Raw genomic sequence first — 26,284 nt, 5'->3', positions numbered from 1 at the left:
ATCCAAAACATAAGCACATTTAATAATTACAACTAGTTTGATACTAATCCAAATGTTATTTACACAACGGGCTAAAGAATATAAATAGATATGTGCACCACTACCGCACACATCCCCCATACTTTTACCCCATGTTAAACTAGAAAAGGAATAAATTATGGAAATTGCTCTAATTATAATTAACAGCATCGTGCTCATTGCAGTCCTGATTACTGTATTTAGAAAACCTAAAGTTTCTGGAATCGGTGACCTGATGGAACCTTTTAGGAGGGAAATAAAAGATGAATTTATTCAGTCAAGAAAAGAACTTCGGGAAGTGAATGCAGAAAACCGTCAAGAAATAAACACTTTATTTCAAAACCTTCAGCATGCTGTAATGGAGCGTATCAAAGAAAATTTGGCACTTCAGAAAGAGCAACTATCTGAATTTTCAACTTCGCTTGATAAGTTTAAAGCCGAGTTGAACAAAACAACTCAGGAGGAGCATGAAAGTATTAAGACCAATCAACTTGATTTTACCGAGAAAACCAGTTCAAAGCTGAATGAATTTGGTGAGAAGCTGGTACAGGAGGGTAAGGAAAACAGGAACGAACTTGCAAATGGATTAAAGGCTTCGAAGGAAGAATTGACAAATACACTAAACACTTTCAGAGACAGTTTAAAGCAGAATTTTGACCAGCAAAATAAACAACTGCACACCTCTCATCAATTATCCTTAGATGGTATTAAAGATGTGAAACAAGCCGTTGAGAAGCAGTTGCATGATATACGTAAGGATAATGAGAAGCAACTTACAGAAATGCGTAATACGGTTGATGAGAAGTTGCAATCAACTTTGGAGAAACGAATTGGAGAATCCTTTAAACTGGTCAGTGACCGATTAGAAGAGGTTCATAAAGGTTTGGGTGAAATGCAAACCATTGCTACTGGTGTGGGAGATCTTAAAAAAGTGCTTTCTAACGTAAAAACGCGTGGTGTATTGGGCGAATACCAATTGGGTAATATTTTAGAGCAAATTCTAACACCTGATCAATATGCTCAGAACGTAGCTACTAAAAAAGGCAGTCAGGCTAATGTCGAGTATGCCATTAAACTACCGGGAAAAGATAATGACCAGGAAGTATGGATGCCGATTGACTCTAAATTCCCAATAGAGAATTATCATATCCTGTTGGATGCTTACGACAAGGGTGAACCAGAGCAAATTGCAGTAGCGCAAAAAGCCTTAGTGAAAACCATTGAGTCCTTTGCAAAAGACATCAGTGGCAAATACATCGATCCGCCGCACACAACCGATTTTGGTATTATGTTCTTACCTGTTGAGAGTTTGTATGCCGAAGTGTTACGTCACCCTGGCTTGTTTGAGACGCTTCAGAATAAATACAAGATAACAGTTACCGGCCCAACCACGTTATCCGCACTGATGAACAGTTTGCAGATGGGATTCAGAACGCTGGCAGTACAAAAACGAAGCAGTGAGGTGTGGAATGTGTTGAGTGCTGTGAAAACGGAGTTTGGTAAATTTTCTGGTCAATTGGAGAAAGTGCAAAAACAGTTGCAGACAGCATCCGGTTCATTGGATACTTTAAAAGGCACACGAACGAACGTTATTGAACGCAAGCTGCGCTCCATCGAAACAATGGAAGACAATAAGGCACTAGACGTGCTGGAGATATCAGGCGAAAACGGACATAATGAACTAACAGAATAAACCATGAACTACTTAGAAAACCAACGAAAAAAGGCGTGTCAATTAGTCAATGAGATTTTTGACTGTGAAGCAGGAGGTATTTATCGTGGTAAAGAACGTGATTTTGTATTATTAAATCCTCTGGAAAACCTTTACAGTGGTATACGCCACGAAGCAATCGAATACTTTAACGACAATAAGATAGTTTGGTGGCCGGGTTGTAATGTGCCAACAGGACACTTGTTGTCATCACAAATTGCATGTGTTAATCATCTGTGCTTTTTGAGAAACAATAAGGAGGCTGCATTAAAAGTACTGCAAGGCCTTAACCCTGAATTTATGGAAGCATGTGCCGACTTTGAAGATGGATACGTTGGCTTTGAGGTAACCAGTAACGAAAGCTACCTAAACGAAGTTAAACCGGGAAAAAAGCAGACCCGTGGAGCTAACTGCACCTCGGTAGATGCCATGATGAGTGGTAAGCTTACAAGCGGAAAGAAAATTCAGGTACTGATTGAATGGAAATACACCGAGTCCTACCCTAAATCGTGTAAAGCTGATGGTAGCAGTGGTGAGACGCGTCAAAATAGATATAATGCCTTAATTAATGATCACGATTCACCGGTAAAAGCCAAGGTTCCCATCCAAAACTTTTACTACGAACCAATTTACCAGTTAATGAGACAGACACTGCTTGCCTGGCAAATGGTAAAGCACAAAGAGCAGGAGTTGAATGCGGATGATTGGTTGCACATTGATGTGATTCCGGAAGACAATATTCAGTTACGAAATAAAGTTGGTGCTCCTGACTTGGTAATAGATAATTTACATGAGTCCTGGACTTCTTTATTAAAGAAACCCGAAAAATACCGGATGTTTACACCTGAAGACTTATTGAAACCTCTGGCTGGAAATAAGGAATTAGAATCTCAAATAAACTATTTACGAACACGTTATTGGTAAAACATGATAGAAATAAAATCGCTATTAAATCAGGTAAAAGCCAAATTAGAAGAAGCAGAAAAGATTGCAAAGCTGAAAGGAGAAAACTTTAATATCTTTAGTATTCTTAACATGGAGAGCGCCGAAAACAAGACACACTCTGCTTTTTTGTGTGAGATCCTTAATTCAGATGGTAATCATGGATTTAATGATGTATTCTTAAAGCTCTTTCTAAAAAGGCTTAAGGCTATTACTCCTGAGAACCCTATTCTTACAAAATTCACTACAGAAGGAGCTAAGGTAACTGCTGAATTGTCGATTGGTAAAATAGATTATGAAGCTAAAACAGGAGGACGTTTAGATATTGTAATTACAGATATTGCCGGGCAGAATATCATTATTGAAAACAAAATATACGCTACAGATCAGGAAATACAAATAGAGCGTTATTGTAATTACCAAAGCAATACCAGTGTAGTTTTTTACCTTACTCTCGAAGGTACAGAACCAGCTGAAAAAAGCTATGGCAATAAAAAAGCTGATAAAGATTTCTACCTACTTTCATATGCTGACGATATTATTGATTGGTTATCACAATGTCAAAAAGAAGCAACAGATAGTCCAATTGTAAGGGAGAGTATCAAGCAATACAATATTCTTTTGAAAAAATTAACGAACCAACTAACTACAAATGCCATGTCGCAAGAAATTAAAGATATTATCAAGCGAAATTTAAAAGGTGCAAAAGGTATTGCCGATTATTATCACGATACCGTAAACGAAATAAAGGACTCGTTTCGACAAAAAGTACGTCATGAATTAAAAGAACTAAAGCTTAATGTAAACGAAGAGTGGTTTGTTGAAATTACAAAACCAAACGCATATATCTGCATTGATACCGAAATGCCTTTAGTTAAGTTTTTCATCGAAACGTTTAATGGAACCGGAAGACATTCATTCCATAATTTGAATGTGGGCATTTGGGTAAACAAACATGAGCTCAAGAATAACTTTGAAGTGGTGAAAAAAGTTATCGGAGACACTAATGAAGGTTATTGGTTTGAAAGAACAGCTTTGGGTATGGACCTCTCTGATTTAGATGAAGTTTCAAAGCTTTCAGATAATCAATATTCTAGTATGAGAGCAAAGGAATTGGCTAATGCGGTAAGTAATTACATCAAAGATAAACAAGCTATAATTGAGGAGTTAAAAAAACTTTCTTTTTTATAACACACGAACTATTACTCTAACATTTCAATTATTTTAGCATTTCAAATTTAACTTAATATTAAAAAAATGAAAGCAAGATTCTTTTATGGTGCAGAAACGCACAATACATGGCCGAAATTATTTGTACTCACTGAGAATAATAAATTCTATTGTGAATACTTAGATTATATGCAACCGACGACAATTAATGAGACTTTTGACTTTAAATCATTTAAAGCAGAAGATTACACGTGGGGAGGGTACCAGTCAATAGTTGAGATAGATGAGAGCACAGCTAAAAAGAAGGTTTTGACAAGGCAGCCCAATTGGATTAGCGGATACCTTGACTCTTTGTAAAAGTATAAGTGCAGCTATAATACATCAGCTGTTTTAGCAATCCATTTACGTATTGTAAATAGTCTAATAATCTATTGTCTATTATCTAATAGTCTTATAATATGATCACAGGAGAATTAAAATCGCAGATAGACCAGATATGGAACGTATTCTGGACAGGAGGAGTAACCAATACCATTACTATTGTAGAGCAGTTGACCTATCTGATATTTATTAAGGATTTGGATGAAATTGAAACGCGCAATGAGCGTAAGGCCAAGCGCGGGTTTAAGTATACGCCTGTTTTTGATGACACTCAACAAGACTTCCGATGGAAGAACCTCAAAGAGATGGATGTGAACGCCCGTTTTACCATTTTTTCATCCACTGAGGATGGCAAAGGTATCTTTCCGTTTATACGTACTTTGGGAAAAGATAAAAGCTTGTTTGCTACGCATATGAGAGGCGCCAACTTTGGTATTTCTAAGCCTATGGTGTTGGATGCTGTTATGGAGAAGCTGGAAAGCATTAACATGGACGACCAGGATACCAAGGGAGATATCTATGAGTACTTGTTATCCAAGCTTGAAGGAGGAGGTACAGCAGGTCAGTTTCGTACGCCGCGCCATATTATAAAAATGATGGTGCACCTGGTTAAACCAACACTGGAAGATACCATTTGTGACCCTTCATGTGGAACCGCTGGTTTTTTGGTGGCAGCTAAGGAATACATCGATCATCACAACGATGTGGTGGAGTTGGATAAACACAGTGCACATATTAATAATGCCATGTTTAACGGTATGGAGTTTGATGCCACCATGTTGCGCATTGCTTCCATGAACCTTTATTTACACGGGGTACAAGAACCTAATATTGCCGATGTGGATGCGGTGAGCAAGGATAATACCGTAGCAGATGCCTACTCATTAGTATTAGCCAATCCACCGTTTAAGGGAACCATTGATAAGGAAAGTGTGGCACCCGGATTAAAAAATGTGACCAACACCACCAAAACAGAACTACTCTTTTTAGCCCTCATGTTACGTATGTTGAAGATGGGTGGACGCTGTGCGGTGATTGTACCCGATGGTGTGCTATTTGGTAGCGGGAAAGCCCACAAAAGCCTACGTCAGGAGATTGTAGCCAACAATAAGCTGGAGGCGGTTATTTCAATGCCTAGTGGCGTATTTAAGCCCTATGCCGGAGTAAGTACTGCAGTACTAATCTTTACCAAAACAGGCAGTGGTGGTACCGATAAGGTTTGGTTTTACGACATGTTAGCCGATGGCAAAAGCCTGGATGACAAGCGTAATATTTTGGTTGACGAAGACCTATTCTCTTCTTTTATTGGCGATGCTGAATTGTCAGAGGAAGTAATCACCAAAAACCACGATAATTTTAACATACCCGACATCATCGCTCGTTACCACAGCCTTTCCCCTTTAGGGGCAATGTCCGAAGGACAAAGGGGTGTCGAAGACGACCGCAAACGAACCGAGCAAAGCTTTTTGGTTCCGTTCTCCGAAATAGAAGAAAACGACTACGACCTTAGCATTAACCGCTACAAAGAAATTGTGTACGAAGAGGTAGAATTCGATAAGCCAGAAGTGATTTTGGAGCGAATTGAGAAGTTGGATGAGGAAAGAAATAGTCTTTCGGTAACCTTAAAATCATTGCTTAATGACTAGTGCTTTTTTACAAGAATTAATTGAAAAACCTATTACGGGAGAATGGGGATCTGAAGGTGAAGTTATTAATGTGCTTCGGACTACTAATTTTAATAATGATGGCACCTTGTCTTTTGATAATGTTGTAAAAAGGGATATTGCACAGAAGAAGGTTGAGGCAAAAACATTAAAAAGGGGTGATATTATTATCGAAAAATCAGGAGGAAGCCCAACACAGCCTGTTGGGAGGGTTGTTTATTTTGATAAAGAAGGAGTGTATCTCTGCAATAATTTCACTTCAGTGTTGAGACCAAAGCAAGAGTTAGTATTTCCTAAGTACCTTCTCTATATTTTATTTTCAAATCATAAGTTTGGTGTAACAAACGGCTTTCAGAATAAGACAACTGGTATTATCAATCTTCAATTACCCAGGTATATATCAAATCTCCAAATCCCCCTCCCCCCACTACCAACCCAAAAAAAGATAGCCGCCATATTAGATGCTGCCGATGCGCTGCGCAATAAAACGCAGCAAATCATCAGCGAGTACGACCAACTGGCACAATCCATCTTTTTGGAGATGTTTGGGGATCCTAGCTTATTTGAAAATAAATCTATTGCTGAAATTGCATCAGAAGAGAAATACTCTCTCTCTAGTGGACCATTTGGTTCGAACTTAACATCAAAACACTATACTAACTCAGGAGTTATTATTTTAAGAGGAACAAATATTTCATCAGGAAGACTGGATTTATCTAATGTTAAATATGTCAGCGAGGAAAAGGCAATTGAATTAAAACGGAGTTTAATAAAACCAGGTGATATTGTTATAATTGCTGTTGGTTCATCAGGTAAAGCACTTCAAGTACCTTTAGTACTAGAAAAGGCTGTTATGTCTCAAAATTTCAATAAAATTACTCCAAACCTACAAAAAGCATTACCTACATATCTTGAATATTGTTTTAATAGTCAATTGGTGCAAAATCAGTTTGCCAAGGAGATGACAGATACGGTTAGAACATTTTTAAGTTTAACTAAAATAAAAGAGGTTAAAATTCCATTACCCCCAATCACCCTCCAAACCCAATTCTCCGAAAAGATTGCTTTAATAGAGCAGCAAAAAGAGTTGGCTAAACAAAGTTTGGCCGAGAGTGAGGATTTATTTTCTGCTTTGTTACAAAAGGCGTTTAAAGGGGAGTTGGTGAGTTAAACTAAAAACAAATATACAAATGGATAGCATACAATTTTTGAGCATGTCGTTAACCGAAATTTTATTGGTTTTAGCATTGATCTTAATCGTTATTGATATCTTTTTTGCATCCGATATCCCCACACATATTGCATGGGTGCTTACAACTTTGGCCATTGTTATCAACATTAATGTTCCCTTGCTCTACCAAGTGCTCATAGCTGTCCTAATTTGGTTTGCCTTGGTGGCCTTTCATTACACCCTGTGGCGCAAAGTACTCGAAAAAATAAACGACACCTTCATTGCACCGCGTAAGCACACAGGCGGTATTCAGGCATTTATTGGGCAAAAGGGAATAGTTACAGAAGTAGATGGCAAGCTTTTTGTAAATATCGCCGACGAACTTCACCAATTTGAAAGCGAGAAAGAGCTTACTGTTGGTGAAACATACCAGATAATAAATACAAAATCGAACAAACTAATAATTTAAACTATGGCAGTAATTTATACTGTACCACAAAACCATGTGGTACTTATCAAGCGCTTTGGTAAACATTCTCGTGTTCAGGGCGAAGGACTTCGTTTTAAGATCCCTTTTATCGAAAGTTTTAAAACCTTGTACGAATGGGATGGTACGGCTAACAAGCGTGGTTACTTTGTTGAGCTGTCGGAGCAGCAAACGGATACACCTCCACGCCAGTGTCAAACACTCGATAATGTAACCATCGATGCTAACGCATCCATCTATTGGCGCATAACCGACCCTGTTAAAGCCGTGTATGATATCGATATCCTACCTAAATCAGTAGCAGATATCGGCCTCAATGCCTTGCGTGCTAATATAGGTAAGTTAAAGCTCGACCAGCTTTTATCAGAGCGTCAGAGTCTGAATACCAAAATTGCTGCACAACTAGCCGAATCAGGTGCCAAATGGGGCATTACATTTACGCGTGTTGAGATTCAGGAGATTAACTACTCCAGTGAGACTGCCGAAGCCATGATGCAGGAGATGACGGCTGAGCGTAAAAAACGTGCCCTAATGGCAGAGGCCGAAGGAGAAGCACAGGCCGAAGTTACCAGAGCCAATGCCGAAGCCAATGCCACCATCATCAGAGCACAAGCCAAAGCCGATGCCATTCGCATCTTAGCCGAAGCCGAAAGTACCTACTTGGGTAAGCTTAAAGAAACAACCAACGAAGATGCTGCCAGTCAGGTTCTGATATCCCAAAAATACATTGACGGCATGCAGGCTATATCCAAAAACCCTGCAGATAAGGTGTACTTACCTAATAATTTCAATGGCCTGTTTGATGTATCGGGTAACGGAAAATAAAGAACTCACACTCCCTGCTTTTCTTTAAGTGTGGGAGTGTTTATTACTACCCATTGAAAAGGTAATTTAATAGAACTTGGTGTGATAAATGAGCTATATTAAAAACATAACGATACAATGGACTTATCCTAAAACCTTTGAATCGGCTTATTATTCCGACGATTCATATGGCAGAGGGGTTTATCAGATTACAAGAGTATTTGGGGGCAATGAATCATTACTCTATATAGGTCTGGTAAAGAAAGAAGGGCGTGACTTTTACAAACGCTTAGAAGAGCATAAAAAAGATTGGTTGGATAATGTAAGAGGTAAAGTCTATATCCGTTTTGGTAAGCTTGAACCAAGGCAGGGTTTCACTCTAAGCGAAGAAGTAATTGAAACCATTGAAGGAGCTCTAATATATGAGCATGAACCCAAAGAAAATACTTGCAAGCGCAACACCTATACAATACATCACGATATGCTTATTTTTAATGAAGGTTTTCGTGGATATATGAAGCCGCAAGTAGACACACGAAAACATGAAACCGATTATAATGACAGACACTAATTTTAAAGCATTTATTGATACGGTTTTTAATGAAATAAAAATCGCTAAATCAATTGGTGAATTAAAGGGTATTGAAGAGCGAACATTTGAGCCGAAATACCAAATGGATGTGGATGCATATCCTAAAATCGAATTTAGTATTAAGTCCGAAGAGATCGCTGATCTGCAAAAGCAAGGTATTCTTAATGCTGATTATACATTGTCAAATACACTGACCAAGGATCTAAACCATCCTCTGAGTAAGTTACTTTATGCGCTCGCATGGAAAAATGGTGACCTCAAGAAGTTAAAGCACATCGCCAAGGGCATTGCGGAAATTGATAAGACTGATGCTGGTCAAGATGAGGCATTGGTATTTTATCAGTTTGGCCGCCACCTTACTAAAACAGATGGTCAACCCATAATCGACCAACATGTCATCAGAGCCTTTGCTGTGTACCAATTGGAAGAAGAAAATGATATGGAGCCATACCTTAAGCTCAGCGTGATAACTGCAAAGCATAAGCCAATGATAAAAAGTTATATCAATTGGTTGCAAAGCTATGAATTAAGCTCTGAACTTAAAGCACAAAAGGACTACAGCTATTACATCGACCGTATTTTGTTTGCTGCTGGCCGCATGATTAAACAGCGTAAATCCTAATTCCATATGCAAATTCCTGTTTATGTTTGCGACTTGCTGGAGATTGATTCTTACAGTGATTCGCTTTGCTAATTCTTCCTTTTTGAATGGCAAATAACAAAGCAATATATTTAATCAGCATTAGATTGGGAGCAACAAAATTGGCCGCCGAAGGCGGTATGGTTAACTGTGTAAGATGGAATAAATAAAAATATGTACTCTATTTGCTAAAATAGTTGCTATTTTAGAGTCATTAAGTCAATCAGACAATGAGCAATTTTAGTTTTTTACAATCCCAATGGCCAGAACTATATCAGCGAGCTACGCGTGCTGAGAAGTTTGTAATTACCGACCCTAGAACTTCGTTAACTTATTCGCGAATGGCTCTGGAGTTGGCTGTTAACTGGATGTATAAGAACGATCACGATCTGGACTTGCCTTATGATAGCTCTTTAAACAGTTTAATTAAGAGTTCTTGTTTCAGAGAACAGTTTCCGCATAAACTGTACAAAGAGCTGGACCTGATTCGTAAAACAGGAAACTTAGCCATCCACAATAAGCCAGTTTCTGTTGTTGACTCAGATCAAAATATTACAAATCTTTTTTACCTCTGTAAATGGTTTGCGAAGTCGTATTCCGATGGTGATATCCAGGTGCCTGGCATTTTTAACGGCGAATGCATTCCCAAAGAGGGAGAAGCAGCTCTCAGTAAGAAACAGCTTGCCGAACTTCAAAACAGGTTTGAAAAGGATCTTAGTAAAAATCAAGAAGAGCTTAGGCAAACAAAAGAACGAAATAAACAGCTACTCGACGAAAATGAGCTTCAACGTAAGCAGATTGAAGACCTCATTAAGGAGCGAAACAAACGTAAGGATGAAGCAGCACAATTAGATGAAGTGCAACATCCACGTAATGAATACGAAACCCGAAAATACCTTATTGATGTTTCCTTACGCGAAGCAGGATGGGATTTAAAAGGTATCAACGACAAGGAGTTTAAGGTGCAGTATATGCCAAAATCAACAAATAAGTCCGAAACCGGTTATGTTGATTATGTACTTTGGGATGATAATGGCAAACCCTTAGCCCTGGTTGAGGCAAAAAAGACCCTGGAAAGCGCCACCAAGGGTGAAAACCAGGCGCAACTATATGCCGATTGTTTAGAGCAAATGTTCCAACAGCGTCCGGTAATGTTTTATAGTAATGGTTTCGAGACCTTTATTTGGAACGACCGTTTCTATAAACAATCACGTGCTATTAGTGGATTTCTGACCAAACAGGAGTTACAAACTATTTTGTTTCGTCGCACTAATCGAAAGGATATTAGAACCCAAGAAATTGATACTGATATTGCTGGTAGAGGCTATCAAATGCGATCGATTAAAAGTATTGCGGAGCACTATGCTGGCACCGACAAAACTACGGGCAAGCTAATTGGAACCAATCGCGGGGCTTTATTGGTATTGGCTACTGGCACAGGCAAAACACGTACGGCTATTGCCTTGAGTAAATTAATGTTGGAAGCCAATTGGGCAAAGCGGGTATTGTTTCTGGCAGATCGTATCAGCTTGGTTAATCAAGCCAAACGAAACTTTGTGAAGTTGATGCCGGATCATTCGAGTGTCAGCCTTCTTGAAGATAAAGAGAACAAAAATACGCGAATAGTCTTCTCCACCTATCAAACATTAATGGGGAAGATTGACTCAAGTTATAACGGTGCCGAAAGGTTCTATGGAGTGGGGCATTTCGACCTTATTATCGTTGATGAAGCACATCGTTCCATCTATAAAAAATACCAGGCCATATTTGATTATTTCGATGCACTTTACCTTGGTTTAACAGCAACACCTTTGGAGCGTATTGATCGAAATACCTATGCTGTATTCGGACTACCGGATAAGCAACCAACCGATGCCTTTACATTTGAAGAGGCCGTTAATTCTTCTCCTCCCTATCTTACGCCTTATCGTTCCATAGAAGTACCAACTAAATTTCATACAAAAGGAATTAAGTACAATGAACTAAGTGAAGAAGAAAAGGAAGAGTTTGAGGAAGAAATTCTTGACGGTGAAGAAGCCACTGGTAACGAATGGGTGGATAAAAATGCTTTGAATAATTGGTTATTCAATAAGGATACAGCCATTAAAACGCTGAATTACATCCTGAAGAATGGAATCAAAAAACGGGGTGGTGATGAAATTGGTAAAACAATCATATTTGCTCGAAATAAGAAGCACGCCCAGTTTCTGAAAGATACCTTACTGGAGATAGACAAGGAGCTCTATGGCAACGATTATGCAAAAGTAATAACACATGGAGAACCCAAGGCTGAGGAATTCATTCGCCGCTTTTGTGATGAAGAAACCGAACGCCTGCCTCAAATAGCGATCTCTGTAGATATGCTGGATACCGGTATTGATGCACCTAGTGTTGTTAATCTGGTGTTTTACAAGCCGGTTAAGTCCTATGCTAAATTTTGGCAAATGATTGGTCGTGGTTCACGTCTCCGACCTGATTTGTTTGGACCAGGAAAGCATAAAGACAAGTTTTTAATTTTTGATCTATGTGGAAACTTTGAGTTCTTTGAGGAAAACCCTAAAGGCATAGAAACATCGGCACAAAAGAGTTTAACGGAAACGGTTTTCAACTTGAAGCTTCAATTGGCTCAATACCTTAAGGATGGTCGCCTAAAAGCCATTGAAGGATTACAAAAATACCGCACTCAATTGTTGGATGATTTGCATCATGAAATCTGCTCTCTTGATGAGTCAAGGTTTGATGTAAAAATGAAAATAAAGTGGGTATTGGATTATGGCAAAAGTAATCGTGAGTTATGGAACCATCTGGATAAAAAAGACATTAAAGAGATTCAAGATCATTTAGCCCACCTCATTAAGCCGGCAAATAACGATTCTGACTTGTCTCGTTTTTACGATAAGCTATTGTACAGCCTGATGACAAAAAGAATAGAGTCGCCAAATGTGGAGGCTTTTATAGCTTCATATACAACACCAATAACAAAGGTGGCAATTATATCCAAAAAACTTCTGAAGAAAACATCGATACCAGCAGTTAATGAAAAAGAAGAAATCATAAAACTGCCATTGGAAGAGGAGTATTGGAAAACTGATGGTTTAATTCACCTTGAAAAAATTAGGCTAGGAATACGCGATTTATTGCGTTATATCGATCCGGTGGACCAAAAGTATGCCACAACCAATTTCATGGATGAATTGTACGAGGGTGATGTGGTTATTAAGGACTATGAAGGTGGGGAATCAAAAGAAAAGTATAATTCGCCGTTTAAGTCGAATATCCACCGATTGGAAGAAATTATTCGTGAGCACAAAGATAATGTTACAATAGCCCGAATACGCAATGGTGAATCAATCACCAATGAGGAACTACGCTCACTTGAAAAATTGCTGTATAACGGTCAGTTGAATAAAGCCGGATTAGATAAAGAACTAGGTAAAGGCTTTAATCTTGTAGACTTGATTATTCACACCATTGGACTTGGTGAAGAAAAGGTTGATAAGGCTTTTGCCCAATTTATAAATAGTAACCAACTATCATCGGTTCAAATAAGTTTCCTCGAAACCATCAAGGAGTTCTTAACAAAGAATGGCGAGATCAATACTGAAAAACTATACGATGGTCCGGCTTTCAAGAAATTCCACAGTCACGGAATAGAAGGTGTATTCACCGAGCAACAAACGGATGTGATATTTAATATCATTGAAGAAATACAAGGCGATAAGGGAATAGGGTAAATCAGCTTAGTAAGGCTTAATGGAATTTGTTATCTACTTTTCGGACATACCTTTAAGAGATATACACAAATACTAAGAGTTAAAATATTAGATAATATACTGCTTACTATAAGGCAATGCGATAAAAATGAAAGGTGCGATACTAATAAATAACAGAGTTTGCCCTCAACCGCACATCTGGAATGAGCTTTGGAAGATAATTCAGCAAGCTTCCGAGGAAAAGATTGATTTGCCTTTAATTCTGGCTGCCTGGCATAACACGTCCGACAAGGAGAAACAAGAGCGTTTTATTTATCATCTTGAAAAGGCCAAACAACTTGGGCTAAACGAAAAGCTTAAAGCCGTTCTGGAAATTGAAGAGGATCAATGGCATCATAAAAACGAATAGGAATGAGTCAGTTGAATTTATTTGAAGAAGAAAAGCTGGATAAGATATACCACATTCGTAACCGGTGGCGTTTTAAGTGAATAATTCATGAACAATTAAAGAACAGATATGTACCAATGTTATATATTATTAGACGGAAAATTTCAAGTTGTTTCATATGAAAAAGACAATAAACCTGATGGATTTATCAAATCCACCAGCTCACATTTAAAATATGAACTAGTAAATGGGATTATATTAAAATTTGATCCACAAAGAAAATCTGATCCATATAATAATCGAAGCTCAATAATCAGTTCATCTCTTGAGATTTTTTTTCGCGAAACAATTTTGAAAAGACAACAAGATTTAACTCCTGCAAACATAGCAGATTTAATGAATCATTATGCAAGCATGCCCCAATCTGATATTGAAAACCTAGCTATTGAGGTGCAGAAACAAACAAGAACAGAACTACAGAATGATATTCAAAAATTTCAAAATGAAAAAGCTGCTTTAGAAGAAAAAGTTAAAACACTCAAAAAGATCATCCGAAAAAAGGATGAGTTGAATCAATTGATTAAAGAATTGGACTGAATTCCTTGCCACCTAAACCCTATAACCGAATAGCCATTATAAAAACAATGTCACAACTCGATTTATTCAGTCAAGCAGACAAGCAACCACAATGGATAAGCATCAATAACGGTGAATACCTATACTTGCCAAACTTCTTCAATATAGAAGAAGCAAACCGGCATTTCAAAGCCTTGATGAATGATATTGAATGGAAGCAAGAATCCATGAATATGTACGGAAGAAACATACCATTCCCAAGGCTCACAGCTTGGTATGGCGACAATGATAAACCCTACTCTTTCTCAGGCATTACCCTTGCTCCACTGAAATGGAACGAAACCTTGTTGAAGATCAAGCAGAAAATTCAACATCTGGCTGAAACAAGTTTTAATAGTGTACTGCTAAACCGCTATCGCAACGGCAACGATTCCATTTCCTGGCATACCGACGCCGAAAAAGAGTTGGGAACAAACCCCCTTATTGCCTCTGTTAATTTTGGAGCCACACGTAAGTTCCAGTTGCGCCATAGAGAGTCGAAAGAGAAGATTGAATTGGAATTATCACATGGGAGTTTGCTCATTATGGCTGGTGAGTTACAGCACTATTGGCAACACCAGGTACCCAAAACAAAAAAAGTGGTGAACGAACGTATTAATTTAACCTTTAGAGTCATCAAATGAGCTGGACAAAAATAGATATAACAAACGATCAAGGACAAAAAGTAAGTGCCCAGGCACCCATTATTGTATCGGCTAGTCGCAGTACCGATATACCGGCTTTTTATGCCGATTGGTTCGTTGAACGGTGGAAGCAAGGATACATCAAATGGAAAAACCCCTTTAATGGCGTACCGCTTTATGTAGCCTTTGCAAAAACACGATCAGTCGTGTTCTGGACAAAGAATCCTCGTCCCATGATGAAGCACCTCTCCTTCTTACAGGAGAACGTAAAAAACTTCTATTTTCAATTCACACTCAACGATTACGATCTGGAAGGCTACGAAGGCAATGTACCCAATGTGCAGAGCCGCATTAACACCTTTATCGAATTATCAAAGGCCATCGGCAAGCAGCATGTCATCTGGCGTTTCGACCCTATGATACTCACAGATAGCATTACGGTGGACACCTTATTGGAGCGGGTTGAAAACATAGGCGATCAGTTGCAGAACCACACCAATAAACTGGTATTTAGCTTTGCTGACATTGCCATCTACACCAAGGTGAAAAACAACCTGAAAAAAGAGAACATCGCCTATCAGGAATTTACTGAAACCACCATGCACCAGTTTGCCAAAGGGTTGCAGGAATTGAATAAAAAATGGAATTTTGAAATAGGTACCTGTGCCGAGAAAATACCATTAGAGCAATACGGTATTGAACACAACAAATGTGTCGATGACGACCTGATGTTTGATCTATTCAAACATGATACAGAATTAGTTAAGTTTTTAGGCAAAGAGCATTTATTGCAACACGATTTATTTGGTATACCTAAAAAAGAAAAAAAATTAAAAGACAAAGGCCAGCGCGAATTGTGCGGTTGCATCATGAGTAAAGACATTGGTCAATACAATACCTGCCCCCACGAATGTGTCTATTGTTACGCCAATACTTCAAAAGAAGTAGCACGTAGAAATTACAAAACATACAAAGAGAACCCGAATTGTGATACGATAACAGGAATTTAATATGCAACAATATATTGGCGGTTTAAAAATATTAAAATCTCCATCATTCCAAGATATACGCAAGTTAGCTAATCAAAGCATTAGTCACTTATCGAGGTCAGAACGAGATAAATTATGGGAGCAATTAAACCATGGTGTTGATCTGCTCGATTCTCATGAACTTATGTGCCAATATTTATGGTCTTTTGGCAATATGCATGAGGCCAAAATTCATGAGGCATTGAAAGGCATACCTCTAAGTGATTTAGGCAGTGAGGTTGAAATAGTAGACTGGGGCTGTGGTCAGGGCATGGCAACTATGTCTTTTATTGATTTTGTCAAAAGCAAAGGACTAAATGTAAGTGTTAATAGGGTTACACTCATCGAGCCATCTGAAATAGCATTGGATAGAGCCGAAATACATCTCAATGCTTTCCTTGGAGACAACAGTAAGATTGATAAGTGTAATAAATACCTAGATGATGTATCAATTAACGATTTTAAGTCGGATGGAAATAGGCCTGTTATACATTTTTTCTCCAACATCCTTGATATTCCCCAAATCGATTTAAAGTTATTGGCTCAAAAAATTGATGATACAATTCTTCACGATAACTATATTATTTGTGTTGGCCCTTTAAACTATGGAAACAGAAGAATTGATGCTTTTCATGATTACTACCATGTACCGACTCTATATGAAAGAAAAGAATCACAATTCGACTATGGAGGTAGAAATACATGTACCTGTAACATTAAAATTTTCCAACTTACTTACACTAGTGATGGTAATTTAATACCTATTGAATTTTATCCTGAAGTTCAATTTCACGCCGCTTACCAATTAGACGCTCTTGGGTATTTGAGAAAACAGTTGGATGACAAAAAGCAAAAAGCTATTGCTGAATTCTATAAGCAATTAAGCTGCTTTGAAACTGCTACCCCTTTTGATATTGGAGCAAGTGTGTACGATGATGTGCATCCTATATTAGCGATACTCAACAATATGGTGACACGTGGTTTACCAACCAAGTCAAGTCCAATTATTGAGGAACAGTTTGAGCAAGCATTTGCTTTGACTCAGCGAGAAGATAGACCAAATGGGGATATTGTTTTTAGCTTGCAAAAAGAGTTCGATTATTTGAAGGTGCTTCGATGGCTCAATAGCGTGGTTAATAGCAAGGAACAGCCTGAATATGCTAAGGTCGATAAAACCGGATTGCAATTGGTACTTTCTCCCATTGCCATAGCCCGCTTGCAAAAAACCATATTAGAAGCGATGATGACAGAGCATTTGAGCTTTGATCAGGATGAGTGGAAGGTATTGGTAGAAGAAAAGGATGTGCCTTGCGCTGCTTTAGCCTTTAAAGATCTGGAGTTGTTGTTTAACAAGCTTTGCAGTTTAAGCGAGCAATACCAGTTTTTGAAATTCCCAATTGTAAAACTGGATGTAATCAGCTCTGCAGAATTTAGCAATTCACCTCTGCATTTAGATGCGAATGTTTCAGAGGATAAAAAAGCAAGGCATGATAAAACAGTGTTTGACCTGGTAATTGAAACCTCCACACTAGTTCATACCAATATTGAGGAAGATAGTTTTAGTCATTTTAAAGCTAAAAATAAGTGTTATTTCAACATTCAATCAGCGAAACAGGTACGTAGAGCAAGAACAATTTACACCACTGATAAAATAAACTATCGCAGCCTGGTGACTAAGGATGAACGAGGCGACTATACAGATATTGAAGAAACGAAGTCCTTGCTTGAATTTTTCTTGCAACTTTTATTCCGTAAACAGGGTTTTCGCCCCGGACAGCTCCCCATTCTTAATAGAGCGCTTCAAAACAGTTGTGTAATTGGACTACTACCTACAGGAGGTGGCAAATCATTAACCTACCAATTAGCAGCTTTATTGCAGCCGGGTGTTACCTTGATTGTTGATCCCTTAAGCTCCCTGATGAAAGATCAATACGATGGTTTAATAACAGCAGGCATCGATTGTTGTACCTATATCAACTCTACAGTATCAGACAAAGAGGCGCGGGCGATCCAGATGGAAAAATCACAAATGCTATTTGCTTTTCTGTCACCTGAACGATTGGCGATATACAATTTTAGGAAACGTCTACAATTAATGCACGATACTCATGTATATTTTGCATATGGTGTATTGGACGAAGTGCATTGTGTTTCAGAGTGGGGTCATGATTTCAGATTCTCCTACTTACACTTGGGACGTAATCTATATAAATATGTGAGGGCAAAAGAAGGAAATGTATCCTTATTTGGCTTAACAGCTACAGCCTCATTTGACGTCTTAGCCGATGTTGAACGTGAATTATCAGGTGAAGGAGCCTTTGATTTAGATTCAGAAACAATAGTACGTTACGAAAACTCTAATAGATTAGAACTACAATATAAGGTTGAGAAAGTAAATGTTGAGTTCAAAAATGAAATTGAAGCGCTTGAAGCTAGTGATTATGGAACACCTGAGAGAGTTAACGAATTAAGTACTCGTTATAGAGATTTGTTAGATAACAATCTTTCTATTCCAATGAAGATCTCAGATAAATGGGGTTTTTATGAGGCCAAAAAAAATTACATAAAGCAGTATATACAGTCTATTCCACAGCATTTATCTGACATTCAGTCTAACCTTGCTATAGAAATGATTAAGTCCTCATTTGAAGAACGACAGGGTAATAATGTAGGCATTGATAATGCTTTAGAGACATCCGTTGACAACCATTTTTACGCACAAAAATCAGAATACGATCAAGCAGGTATTATTTTTTGTCCGCACAAAGCAAAAACAGGCATCTCAGTTCAAGCCAATAAAGATTCTTTATTCGATTTAATACCTGATGTGGGAACTTTCTCCGGTGGAGATGACGAGGATAATAGCTCTATGAAAAATCTCGAGCTATTTAGGGACGATAAGCAACCCCTGATGGTGGCTACAAAGGCTTTTTGCATGGGAATCGATAAGCCCAATGTACGCTTTACTGTGAATATGAATTATTCCAGTTCTCTCGAAAGCTTTGTACAGGAGGCCGGTCGTGGTGGTAGAGATAGAAAAATGGCCCTAGCTGTTATTTTGCTTTCTGATTATAAATTGGCAAGAATTAATAAAAGATACACAAACAATACCGATCCTTTGGGTGTGATAAAGGGCAGATGGTTCAAACCGAATGATCTGGATGAAATTATCAAACACTATAATTTTGATATTCACAACCAACACATTGATTATTGCACACCTGAAAAGGATCTGGTACGCCTTTTTTGTAGAGAAGGTCAAAGGCCTAAATACTTTGGTTTTCGGAACTGTAATGACCGCTCATGTAAAGTTTATCAAAAATGTAAGTTAAGGCAAGTGCCGCAAGAAGCCGAAAACTGGATATACAAAGAGGATCTATTGGATCTGTTTGATCAGCACAATCTATCTGTAGATAAAAAACACATTGAATATCACAATGCAGATTATGAGACGGTCATGTATTTCTACAACAATAGTTTTAAAGGGGCTGTGGCTGAAAAACTATTTATGCATAAACTGTTAAGTACTTTTGATATTGATATGTTTAAAGGTAATGATAAAGAAATAAAGCCTACAAAAAAGGTAAAAGGCTTTTTATCAACCTTAATCTCAGCCGATGAAAACGAAGAAATTGTCGCATTTGTCAATTATATTGAGGATGATAAAGGCAAAGGTATTGAAGGTAATCAAATCGATATTGCCAAGGCCATTTACCGGATGACATGTATCGAATTGATTGATGACTTTACACAGGATTATTCCAATAAAAGATACCGTATCGTTGCAGTTCGAAAGGCCGAAGGTCAATATTTTGAAGGTTTAAACAGGTTTTTATTACGTTATTATAATGCTGATAGAGCTACTTTGGAACTAGAAAAAGCAAAAAAATATCAAATCAACGAAGACCTTGAATATCCTATAAAGAACGAAATCTACAGGTGCTTAGCCTATCTAACCGAATTTGTCTACGAAAAAATATCTGAAAAGAGGAAACGCGCCATTGATGATATGCGTAATTTTTGTATTGCTGGTATTGATGAATCAAAAGACTGGAAAGAAAGAAATGAAGAACTGAAAGATTTTATCTTTTATTATTTCAATTCTAAATATGCCAAAGAGGATTATGTAGCTGACAATGGAGAAGATTATTCTTTAACCATAGATACAGACAGAGGTAAAGATTCTACCTCCGAAATTCTATTCAAATACCTTAAAGTAATAGACGATGAATTAGTAGGAGTCGGTACTCCTATAGATAATGTGAAGCACCTGCAAGGTGCTGTGCGTTTAATTCGTCGTTCTTTAACGGATAAAAACCCTGCCTTATCGCTATTAAATGCATTTTGCCTATTTTTTCTGGGTACCAATAACAATGATATTTTAGTGGCGGAATTAAGCGATAGCTATAAAAATGGATTAATGGAGTTTGAAAAACGATTTACCAATAAACTGGAGTTTTGGCAATTATTTGAAGATTATAATACCTTCTTACATCAAATTGCAACAGAGAAACCATTTTTTCTTCAGCTAAAATCAGAAGTATCCCTTGCAATACATGCCAATAATATTAGTAACATAGCCACAAAATACACTTTATAATGTCTGAAAATATTAATAAATCATTAGTTCAAATACAGCAGAGTTTAACAAAGATAGATTCTGCCAGAGAACAGGTTGAGAAAGTAGCCGATACTGGAACTGAATTCACAAGTGCAACAAAAGCTTTAGCTCATGAAGTGAAGCAAATGGCCGATGTCATTAAAAACGAAACGTCTTCTGTTATAAATTCATTCTCTAGTTCTTTAGCTGATTTTGAACAGAAAGTACATGGCTCAATTGATAGCGGAGACCAGAGTATCAGTCAGAAGTTGAAAACGTTTAAAGAAACGGCAGAGAAACTCGAAAGTTTTGCCAATGCAGAACTTAAGAATGTTAATAACCAATCAGCTGAGCTTATAAAAAAGTATGAAACTGACTTAGCAAATAAAATAAATGCCATTGTTACCAATTTCTCTGGCAAACTAGTTGATTTTGAAGAGAAAATTGGCACTATCACACAAGATAGTCAGAATGGCATTTCTGAGAAAATTGAAGATTTTAAGAACTCTGCTGGTACACTGAAAGAGATTAGCGAAAAATCAATTAATGAAGCAAGATCACTAGCCAGCGAAACTATAAAGAATCAAGAAGAAGAAATCGCAAAAGCTATTGAAACCATTATTGCTAATTTTTCTGATAAGCTTATTGATCTGGAAAAGAAAAATGTGTCTATAACAGAGAAAAGTCAAAATAGTATTATTAAAGAGTTTGAAAACTTTAATAACTCCGTAATAAAATTAAAATCTACAAGTGAGGAGGTAATAACTGGAGTAAAAGAAATAGCTGTTAAAACAATTGATAAACAAGCTTCACAATCCGAGGATATAATAAAGGCTTTGGTTGCGTATAGTGAAGAAATGCATAAGCTCATTCAACAGATATCAGAAACTAACTTTTCAACTGAACTGAATAAGCTTCATAAGGAGGTTAATCAAACGCATAATGACAACCTTATTATTCAAGAGAAAATTAAAACCATGGAGAAAGATGTCACTGAAAGACTAATTCAATCCATCGAGATGCAAGAAAGGTTAATCAAGAAGCAACAAATAAACACATATATTACATGGGCACTAATACTCTTGTCTGCAGGTGGTGTCTTTGTGTTGAGTAATTACAAATATTTTATAAGTTTATTCTAATATAACATGGCAAAATCTGAATAAATAAAATGCATCCTAAGGGTACTTTATTTAATAGTTGGTATGAGATCTGGGGAGAAAAGTATGAAGAATTTAAAGGCGTATTAGCCTACCTTGATACATCCCCGGAAATACTTTTCACCAGCGGTATTATCAGCCACGTAACTTGCGAAAGCATTGACAAGATATTGAGCGAATGGTTTAGCTTATTAGAGCACTTAAACCGTCCTGTTGATAAGCAATTCTTTCAGTCATGCTGGGTACCTGTTGAAACTGATTCATACGATTTTTTTGTTGATCTATCCGATGCTGATTTTCCAATATTTGAAGTGCATTATAATTTCACGGGTAATGGTAGTTGGTTGAAAGATATTTATGCATCAAATATTAAAGACTTATATAAATGCGATCAAACACGATTAGATTGGTACTATGATTATTCTGTTATCTTTCAACAAAACGCTTACAATACCTTTGCCTATCAACTGTTATCGCCACATAGTAAAATAAGGCTTCTCAGCCCCAATGAAATGTTCAATGGTCAAAGTACAGAAATGGATCAAACCAATAAAGATGGCCGGTACATTTTAAAATCTAGTTTATACCATCCTGGTGTTGCACGTTTCTTAGGCTTAAGCACCAGCTGTCAAGCAATTCAATTTTCTAGCTTATATACCGACAAGCAACCCATATCATTTAAACTTTCTCATGTAAGGTCAATTGCAGACCTCTTGCCTTATTTGGAAGATGAAAAAACGGAAGACTTATCATATACCTTGGTATTGAAAGGAGGCCAATTTGTTTTTGATAATGGACATGTTACCTTAACAAATACAGATGAAAATATAACCAAAGCTTTTCAACAAAGAATAAATGCATGGATGGATTACTCACAGGACGCATTAGATCTCATACGTGAGCGTGCTGACATACTTCGATAGAACACAATCTTCGAACGACCTCTTCTGGTGCGCGATTCAAATGCTTGACATTATCATCATGTAAGAGCTTTTTGCAAATCAAAAAGTATCTCTTAGCTTTAAGTGTTAATTTGTCCAATTGGGTTTGACTTCAAACAAGTGGAGTGTGCAACTTTTAGCAGGAACAATGTTTTCCGCTAATCTCTATTCTGATTTAAAATAACTAGATAAAAATTCCTTTGCCCAATAACTTTCATCAAGTCTATTGTTGAAAGTCTCTACACCCTCCTTAGTTCCATCAGATGAGAACATTTCACCTTTCCAAGCGAATAGAGCTTTTGATTTATCAGAACTAAAAGTCACAAAAAAGTACAAATCATAACTGGCACAATATCGTACTTTGTTCGAATCTGCAATGTTTAAAATTGCAATGAGGATTTTCTCTTTATACTCATATACCTCTATATGATGAGCATAAATTACACCCGTATGACCCCTTCTTTGATATTTATCACTGAATACCATCTCGGACGCTGACAACATCATTATATAATCATCAACCATGGCCTCATTCATGCCCTCTATAGGTCTATTCTTGTCAGCCTCTGAAATTTCACAACGTTTTGTAATCTTCGATAGCTCTTCAGGCTTCATGGCTGCCATTTTGAGCCTTACCTCTTCAGCTGCTTGTCTTGCTTTGTCTGTCATGTTTATTCTGGTTTCATATGGGTGCTAGTTCATGTGGTAGCTCCCTTAGTTTATTATTATTCGCTGTGCTGTTGCGCGAGTCCCCTCGCGTTCTATTTCATAACCAAGCTGTACATAGTCTCAATACTTACTACTTTTCAACCACATGCACCAAAATAGCTTTACTCCTGAAAAGCCAACCCAAAACCAAGCACCCAAAACCTAACACCTAAACCCCATTTAACCAAGCTGCAATACATCTCCACATCGCACATCCAAAATCACCTTACCCCACCAGTCTACGATAACCTATAGCTTTTTCTTTCTCTTCTACTTCCTTGGGTTGTGAGGCCCCATGTATTTGCTTCCATTTTTCTATCAAAACCTTAAACGCCTCAAGATTGCGAACATTATCCAGGTCATCATCTGTTGCCAAATGCCCAAAATTAGTGTAACCTTTCTCCAACGCCAGCTCCAAATGAAGGATAGCTGCTTCTTCCTCATCCATTGCCGCATACATACACAGCGCATCATAATAAAAGCCGGCCTCGTCAGGGAAAGATTCAAGTATATGATTCATCCAGGCGATAGCTTCCTGTTTTTGTCCCAGATGCATTAAAGCATATTGTCTGCAATTACCAATTGACGTAGGTACAGTATCGAGTTCTAGAATCTTTTCATAGTCCCTTTTGGCGCTCTCAGCTTGATTAAGATATTTTTCAAACAAACGTCCTCTCTGAAGATAGCTATAGCTATAATCCGGATTAATATCAATAGATTCATTGTAATCAGCCAAAGCTCCCTTATAATCCTCCACATACTCCTTACACCACCCACGACGATAGTAAAACCAGGCTTCCCCCGGAGCCAATTCAATAGCTATAGAGAAATGTTCGATAGCCGAGTTAAAATCTGTGAGCAAGCGGTACGAATCAGCCATTGCCCCGTACAAATATTCGTATTTTGGATAATAAACACGAACGGTCTCAAAATCTTTGATCGCAGCCTTATGAAATCCCAATTCCTGATATTCCATCGCACGCATATACATATAATAGGATGCCTGATCTTTTGTTTTACCATTTATCAAGCGACTATACTCTTTTACAGCTCTATCGTGTCTACCATTTTCACTGAACACTCTGGCTCTAAGTTCATTCCAGGCATCATCTTCCCCATTTTCAAGCTCTCTATCTATAGCACGTAATGCTTCGCCATAGTTTTGAATCGATAAACGGACAATCGCATTCTGTGTTTCCTTATCTTTACCATTGTAAAGGCTAAGGCTCCTGGCATAATGCTTTAAAGCACCTTCAACATCTCCTTTATCCTCAAGAAGAAAAGCTTTAGCATAATGATATCGGGCATACTTAGGATCAATAGCTATGGCCTTATTGATGGATTCCAGAGCCTTGGAGTTGTCATTCGTCCGATAATAAAACTGACAATATGTATCCCAAATAGCCGCATCATTTTCACTGATCACTAAACCTTTTTGCAATAGATCTTCTGCCTTGCTATAATTCTTATTTTCAATGTAAATATCTGCTAAATTTGCCATCACAGTCACATGTTCACTATCCAGCTCTAGTACTCGCTCAAAACATCTAATAGCAGAAGCCTTGTCTCCTGCATAACGATAAGAATAACCCAAAAACCAATTGGCCCGTATGTGATTTTCAACATCTCTTCTTTTAAGCATCGACTTAAACGCCTCAAACCCTCTAATACTTTCATCATATTTCCTTTTGGTGTATGGCATAAAACCCATATTCCAATTAGCTTCAATATGCTTGGGGTTATTCAACAAGAATTGAGAATTCAACTTCATCGCTTCATCATATTTACCCGCATCAAAGCATTCAATAATATCAGAATATTGTAGTTCTTCATTTTTTTGAGCGTGCAAACCAATAGCCAAACAAAGGCTTATTAACAGCAGTAAGTATTTTTTCATTTATTTGATATTTAATTATCACTCTAAAGTGATGCTCTTATTATTCAATTTTTAGAGCACAATACCCTAAAAGTGCTGATCCCTATATTTAAAATTAGCATGTATAAAAATAACGACTAGAAGCTAATGAAATTAATCTGATTCAAATAAATAATTATATATTATTAATGTCATATAATTTTAGTCAATTATTCTTTTGTAATAACATCCACCACTTCCTTTGTCTGGGCAAACAACAAAGAGTGATCTTCACCTTGAAAGCGCCGTACTCTATTCCTTCGCATGGTGCCAAAGGAACGATCATTGGTTCCTCCAACCACTTTAATTTTAGCGGTATTAAAACGACTGGAACACGACAAATATATGTAATCAGCCGCCTTGCCATCACTAAGCTTATAGGCACTACTTACGCCTGATCCACCATTTGATAATCCAACAAATCTACACCCTTGCATACCTTCGTCATAATTATCGTTCATCCAACTACTTTGCAGAAACGTTTGCAAAGCCGTTTCGGTAAATATTCCGCTTACCCCTCGGGTTGTTGGGAATACTACAGGATACACTCCTGAATAGTACTGTTCAAAACACTCCACGTAATACAAAAAGTTTCCTGCATATCCATGAAAAAAGACTTGTAGCTTTGAAGGATCCGCATCCTTAGGAACATACACATAATGATGACTGTAATCGCTGTAAAAACCTAATCCTTGCAATACTTGCAGATAGAATACACCATGTACATAAGGAGTATGTCGGTCGAGTAGCACATTTTCTGCCAATGGAGTGCGTTTACAGTAGCGAATAACATCACCAACTGCCCCTCCCATTTCAACAGGAGCAAACCGCATAACCAGAGCAGCTAATGCCTGAGCATTATTCTCCGGTAACAGTGCATTCATCAGCTTTACAGGGTAATGGAATTACAAATAAAAACCGGACGTTTTTTTAAGACCTTAAGCCGCAATTAAAACTTGGTAATAATTTAATTCATATTCAATGGGAGTTAC

The 26,284-nt window shown here is 37.6% G+C and carries 21 protein-coding genes; 18 read left to right on the top strand and 3 right to left on the bottom strand.

What is annotated here, in order from left to right:
- The first annotated feature begins 157 nt into the window (after positions 1-157).
- The 18 genes from ACRD7B_RS19770 to ACRD7B_RS19685 all read left to right on the top strand — a co-directional run bounded on the left by ACRD7B_RS19770 (position 158) and on the right by ACRD7B_RS19685 (position 22,651).
- Positions 158-1,711, top strand: a complete 1,554-nt coding sequence (locus ACRD7B_RS19770) for a DNA recombination protein RmuC (protein WP_430826377.1) — start codon at positions 158-160, stop codon at positions 1,709-1,711.
- 3 nt (positions 1,712-1,714) lie between these two features.
- Positions 1,715-2,653: a PGN_0703 family putative restriction endonuclease gene (locus ACRD7B_RS19765; protein ID WP_430826376.1), complete on the top strand. Its 939-nt coding sequence runs from the start codon at positions 1,715-1,717 to the stop codon at positions 2,651-2,653.
- 3 nt (positions 2,654-2,656) lie between these two features.
- Positions 2,657-3,862, top strand: a complete 1,206-nt coding sequence (locus tag ACRD7B_RS19760; RefSeq protein WP_430826375.1) for a PDDEXK-like family protein — start codon at positions 2,657-2,659, stop codon at positions 3,860-3,862.
- A 66-nt stretch (positions 3,863-3,928) separates the two neighbouring features.
- Positions 3,929-4,198, top strand: a complete 270-nt coding sequence (locus tag ACRD7B_RS19755; RefSeq protein WP_430826374.1) for a hypothetical protein — start codon at positions 3,929-3,931, stop codon at positions 4,196-4,198.
- Between the two features lie 101 nt (positions 4,199-4,299).
- Positions 4,300-5,868, top strand: coding sequence for a type I restriction-modification system subunit M (locus tag ACRD7B_RS19750; protein ID WP_430826373.1), 1,569 nt, complete (start codon positions 4,300-4,302; stop codon positions 5,866-5,868).
- Entirely contained in the window at positions 5,861-7,057 is a 1,197-nt protein-coding gene (locus ACRD7B_RS19745; RefSeq protein ID WP_430826372.1) for a restriction endonuclease subunit S, read from the top strand. Before ACRD7B_RS19750 ends, ACRD7B_RS19745 begins: the two co-directional genes overlap by 8 nt.
- 19 nt (positions 7,058-7,076) lie before the next feature.
- A complete protein-coding gene (locus ACRD7B_RS19740; RefSeq protein ID WP_430826370.1) occupies positions 7,077-7,526 on the top strand; it encodes an NfeD family protein in 450 nt (149 codons plus the stop codon).
- A 3-nt stretch (positions 7,527-7,529) separates the two neighbouring features.
- A complete protein-coding gene (locus tag ACRD7B_RS19735; RefSeq protein WP_430826369.1) occupies positions 7,530-8,369 on the top strand; it encodes an SPFH domain-containing protein in 840 nt (279 codons plus the stop codon).
- 88 nt (positions 8,370-8,457) lie between these two features.
- Positions 8,458-8,919 carry a hypothetical protein gene (locus tag ACRD7B_RS19730; RefSeq protein ID WP_430826368.1) on the top strand — a complete coding sequence of 154 codons (462 nt, stop codon included), beginning with the start codon at positions 8,458-8,460 and terminating at the stop codon, positions 8,917-8,919.
- Positions 8,906-9,562: a hypothetical protein gene (locus tag ACRD7B_RS19725; protein ID WP_430826367.1), complete on the top strand. Its 657-nt coding sequence runs from the start codon at positions 8,906-8,908 to the stop codon at positions 9,560-9,562. Before ACRD7B_RS19730 ends, ACRD7B_RS19725 begins: the two co-directional genes overlap by 14 nt.
- A gap of 248 nt (positions 9,563-9,810) precedes the next feature.
- Positions 9,811-13,314 (top strand): DEAD/DEAH box helicase family protein, encoded by a 3,504-nt coding sequence (locus ACRD7B_RS19720; protein WP_430826366.1) that lies wholly within the window; start codon positions 9,811-9,813, stop codon positions 13,312-13,314.
- A gap of 127 nt (positions 13,315-13,441) precedes the next feature.
- A complete protein-coding gene (locus ACRD7B_RS19715; protein ID WP_430826365.1) occupies positions 13,442-13,702 on the top strand; it encodes a hypothetical protein in 261 nt (86 codons plus the stop codon).
- Between the two features lie 108 nt (positions 13,703-13,810).
- Positions 13,811-14,278, top strand: coding sequence for a hypothetical protein (locus ACRD7B_RS19710; protein ID WP_430826364.1), 468 nt, complete (start codon positions 13,811-13,813; stop codon positions 14,276-14,278).
- A 47-nt stretch (positions 14,279-14,325) separates the two neighbouring features.
- The gene (locus ACRD7B_RS19705) at positions 14,326-14,940 is read left to right on the top strand and encodes an alpha-ketoglutarate-dependent dioxygenase AlkB family protein (RefSeq protein ID WP_430826363.1); all 615 of its coding nucleotides are present in this window, start codon (positions 14,326-14,328) and stop codon (positions 14,938-14,940) included.
- Positions 14,937-15,950 carry a DUF1848 domain-containing protein gene (locus ACRD7B_RS19700; protein WP_430826362.1) on the top strand — a complete coding sequence of 338 codons (1,014 nt, stop codon included), beginning with the start codon at positions 14,937-14,939 and terminating at the stop codon, positions 15,948-15,950. The genes ACRD7B_RS19705 and ACRD7B_RS19700 overlap by 4 nt, the downstream gene beginning before the upstream one ends.
- A gap of 1 nt (position 15,951) precedes the next feature.
- Positions 15,952-20,568, top strand: a complete 4,617-nt coding sequence (locus ACRD7B_RS19695) for a DEAD/DEAH box helicase (protein ID WP_430826361.1) — start codon at positions 15,952-15,954, stop codon at positions 20,566-20,568.
- A complete protein-coding gene (locus ACRD7B_RS19690; protein WP_430826360.1) occupies positions 20,568-21,710 on the top strand; it encodes a hypothetical protein in 1,143 nt (380 codons plus the stop codon). Before ACRD7B_RS19695 ends, ACRD7B_RS19690 begins: the two co-directional genes overlap by 1 nt.
- Before the next feature lie 29 nt (positions 21,711-21,739).
- Complete coding sequence (locus tag ACRD7B_RS19685; protein WP_430826359.1) at positions 21,740-22,651, top strand: hypothetical protein; 912 nt, start codon at positions 21,740-21,742, stop codon at positions 22,649-22,651.
- Positions 22,652-22,834: 183 nt separating this feature from the next.
- Here ACRD7B_RS19685 and ACRD7B_RS19680 read toward each other — a convergent pair whose 3' ends face one another.
- From ACRD7B_RS19680 to ACRD7B_RS19670, 3 genes are all read right to left on the bottom strand, one after another.
- Positions 22,835-23,338, bottom strand: a complete 504-nt coding sequence (locus ACRD7B_RS19680; protein WP_430826358.1) for a hypothetical protein — start codon at positions 23,336-23,338, stop codon at positions 22,835-22,837.
- 265 nt (positions 23,339-23,603) lie between these two features.
- Positions 23,604-25,274, bottom strand: a complete 1,671-nt coding sequence (locus tag ACRD7B_RS19675) for a tetratricopeptide repeat protein (protein ID WP_430826357.1) — start codon at positions 25,272-25,274, stop codon at positions 23,604-23,606.
- Between the two features lie 188 nt (positions 25,275-25,462).
- Entirely contained in the window at positions 25,463-26,176 is a 714-nt protein-coding gene (locus tag ACRD7B_RS19670; RefSeq protein WP_430826356.1) for a hypothetical protein, read from the bottom strand.
- Positions 26,177-26,284 lie beyond the last annotated feature (108 nt).

Origin of the sequence: Carboxylicivirga fragile, from assembly GCF_050589805.1 — a bacterium.
In the GTDB taxonomy this organism is placed as follows: Bacteria; Bacteroidota; Bacteroidia; order Bacteroidales; family Marinilabiliaceae; genus Carboxylicivirga; species Carboxylicivirga fragile.
This window is presented reverse-complemented; position numbering and strand designations above follow the sequence as displayed.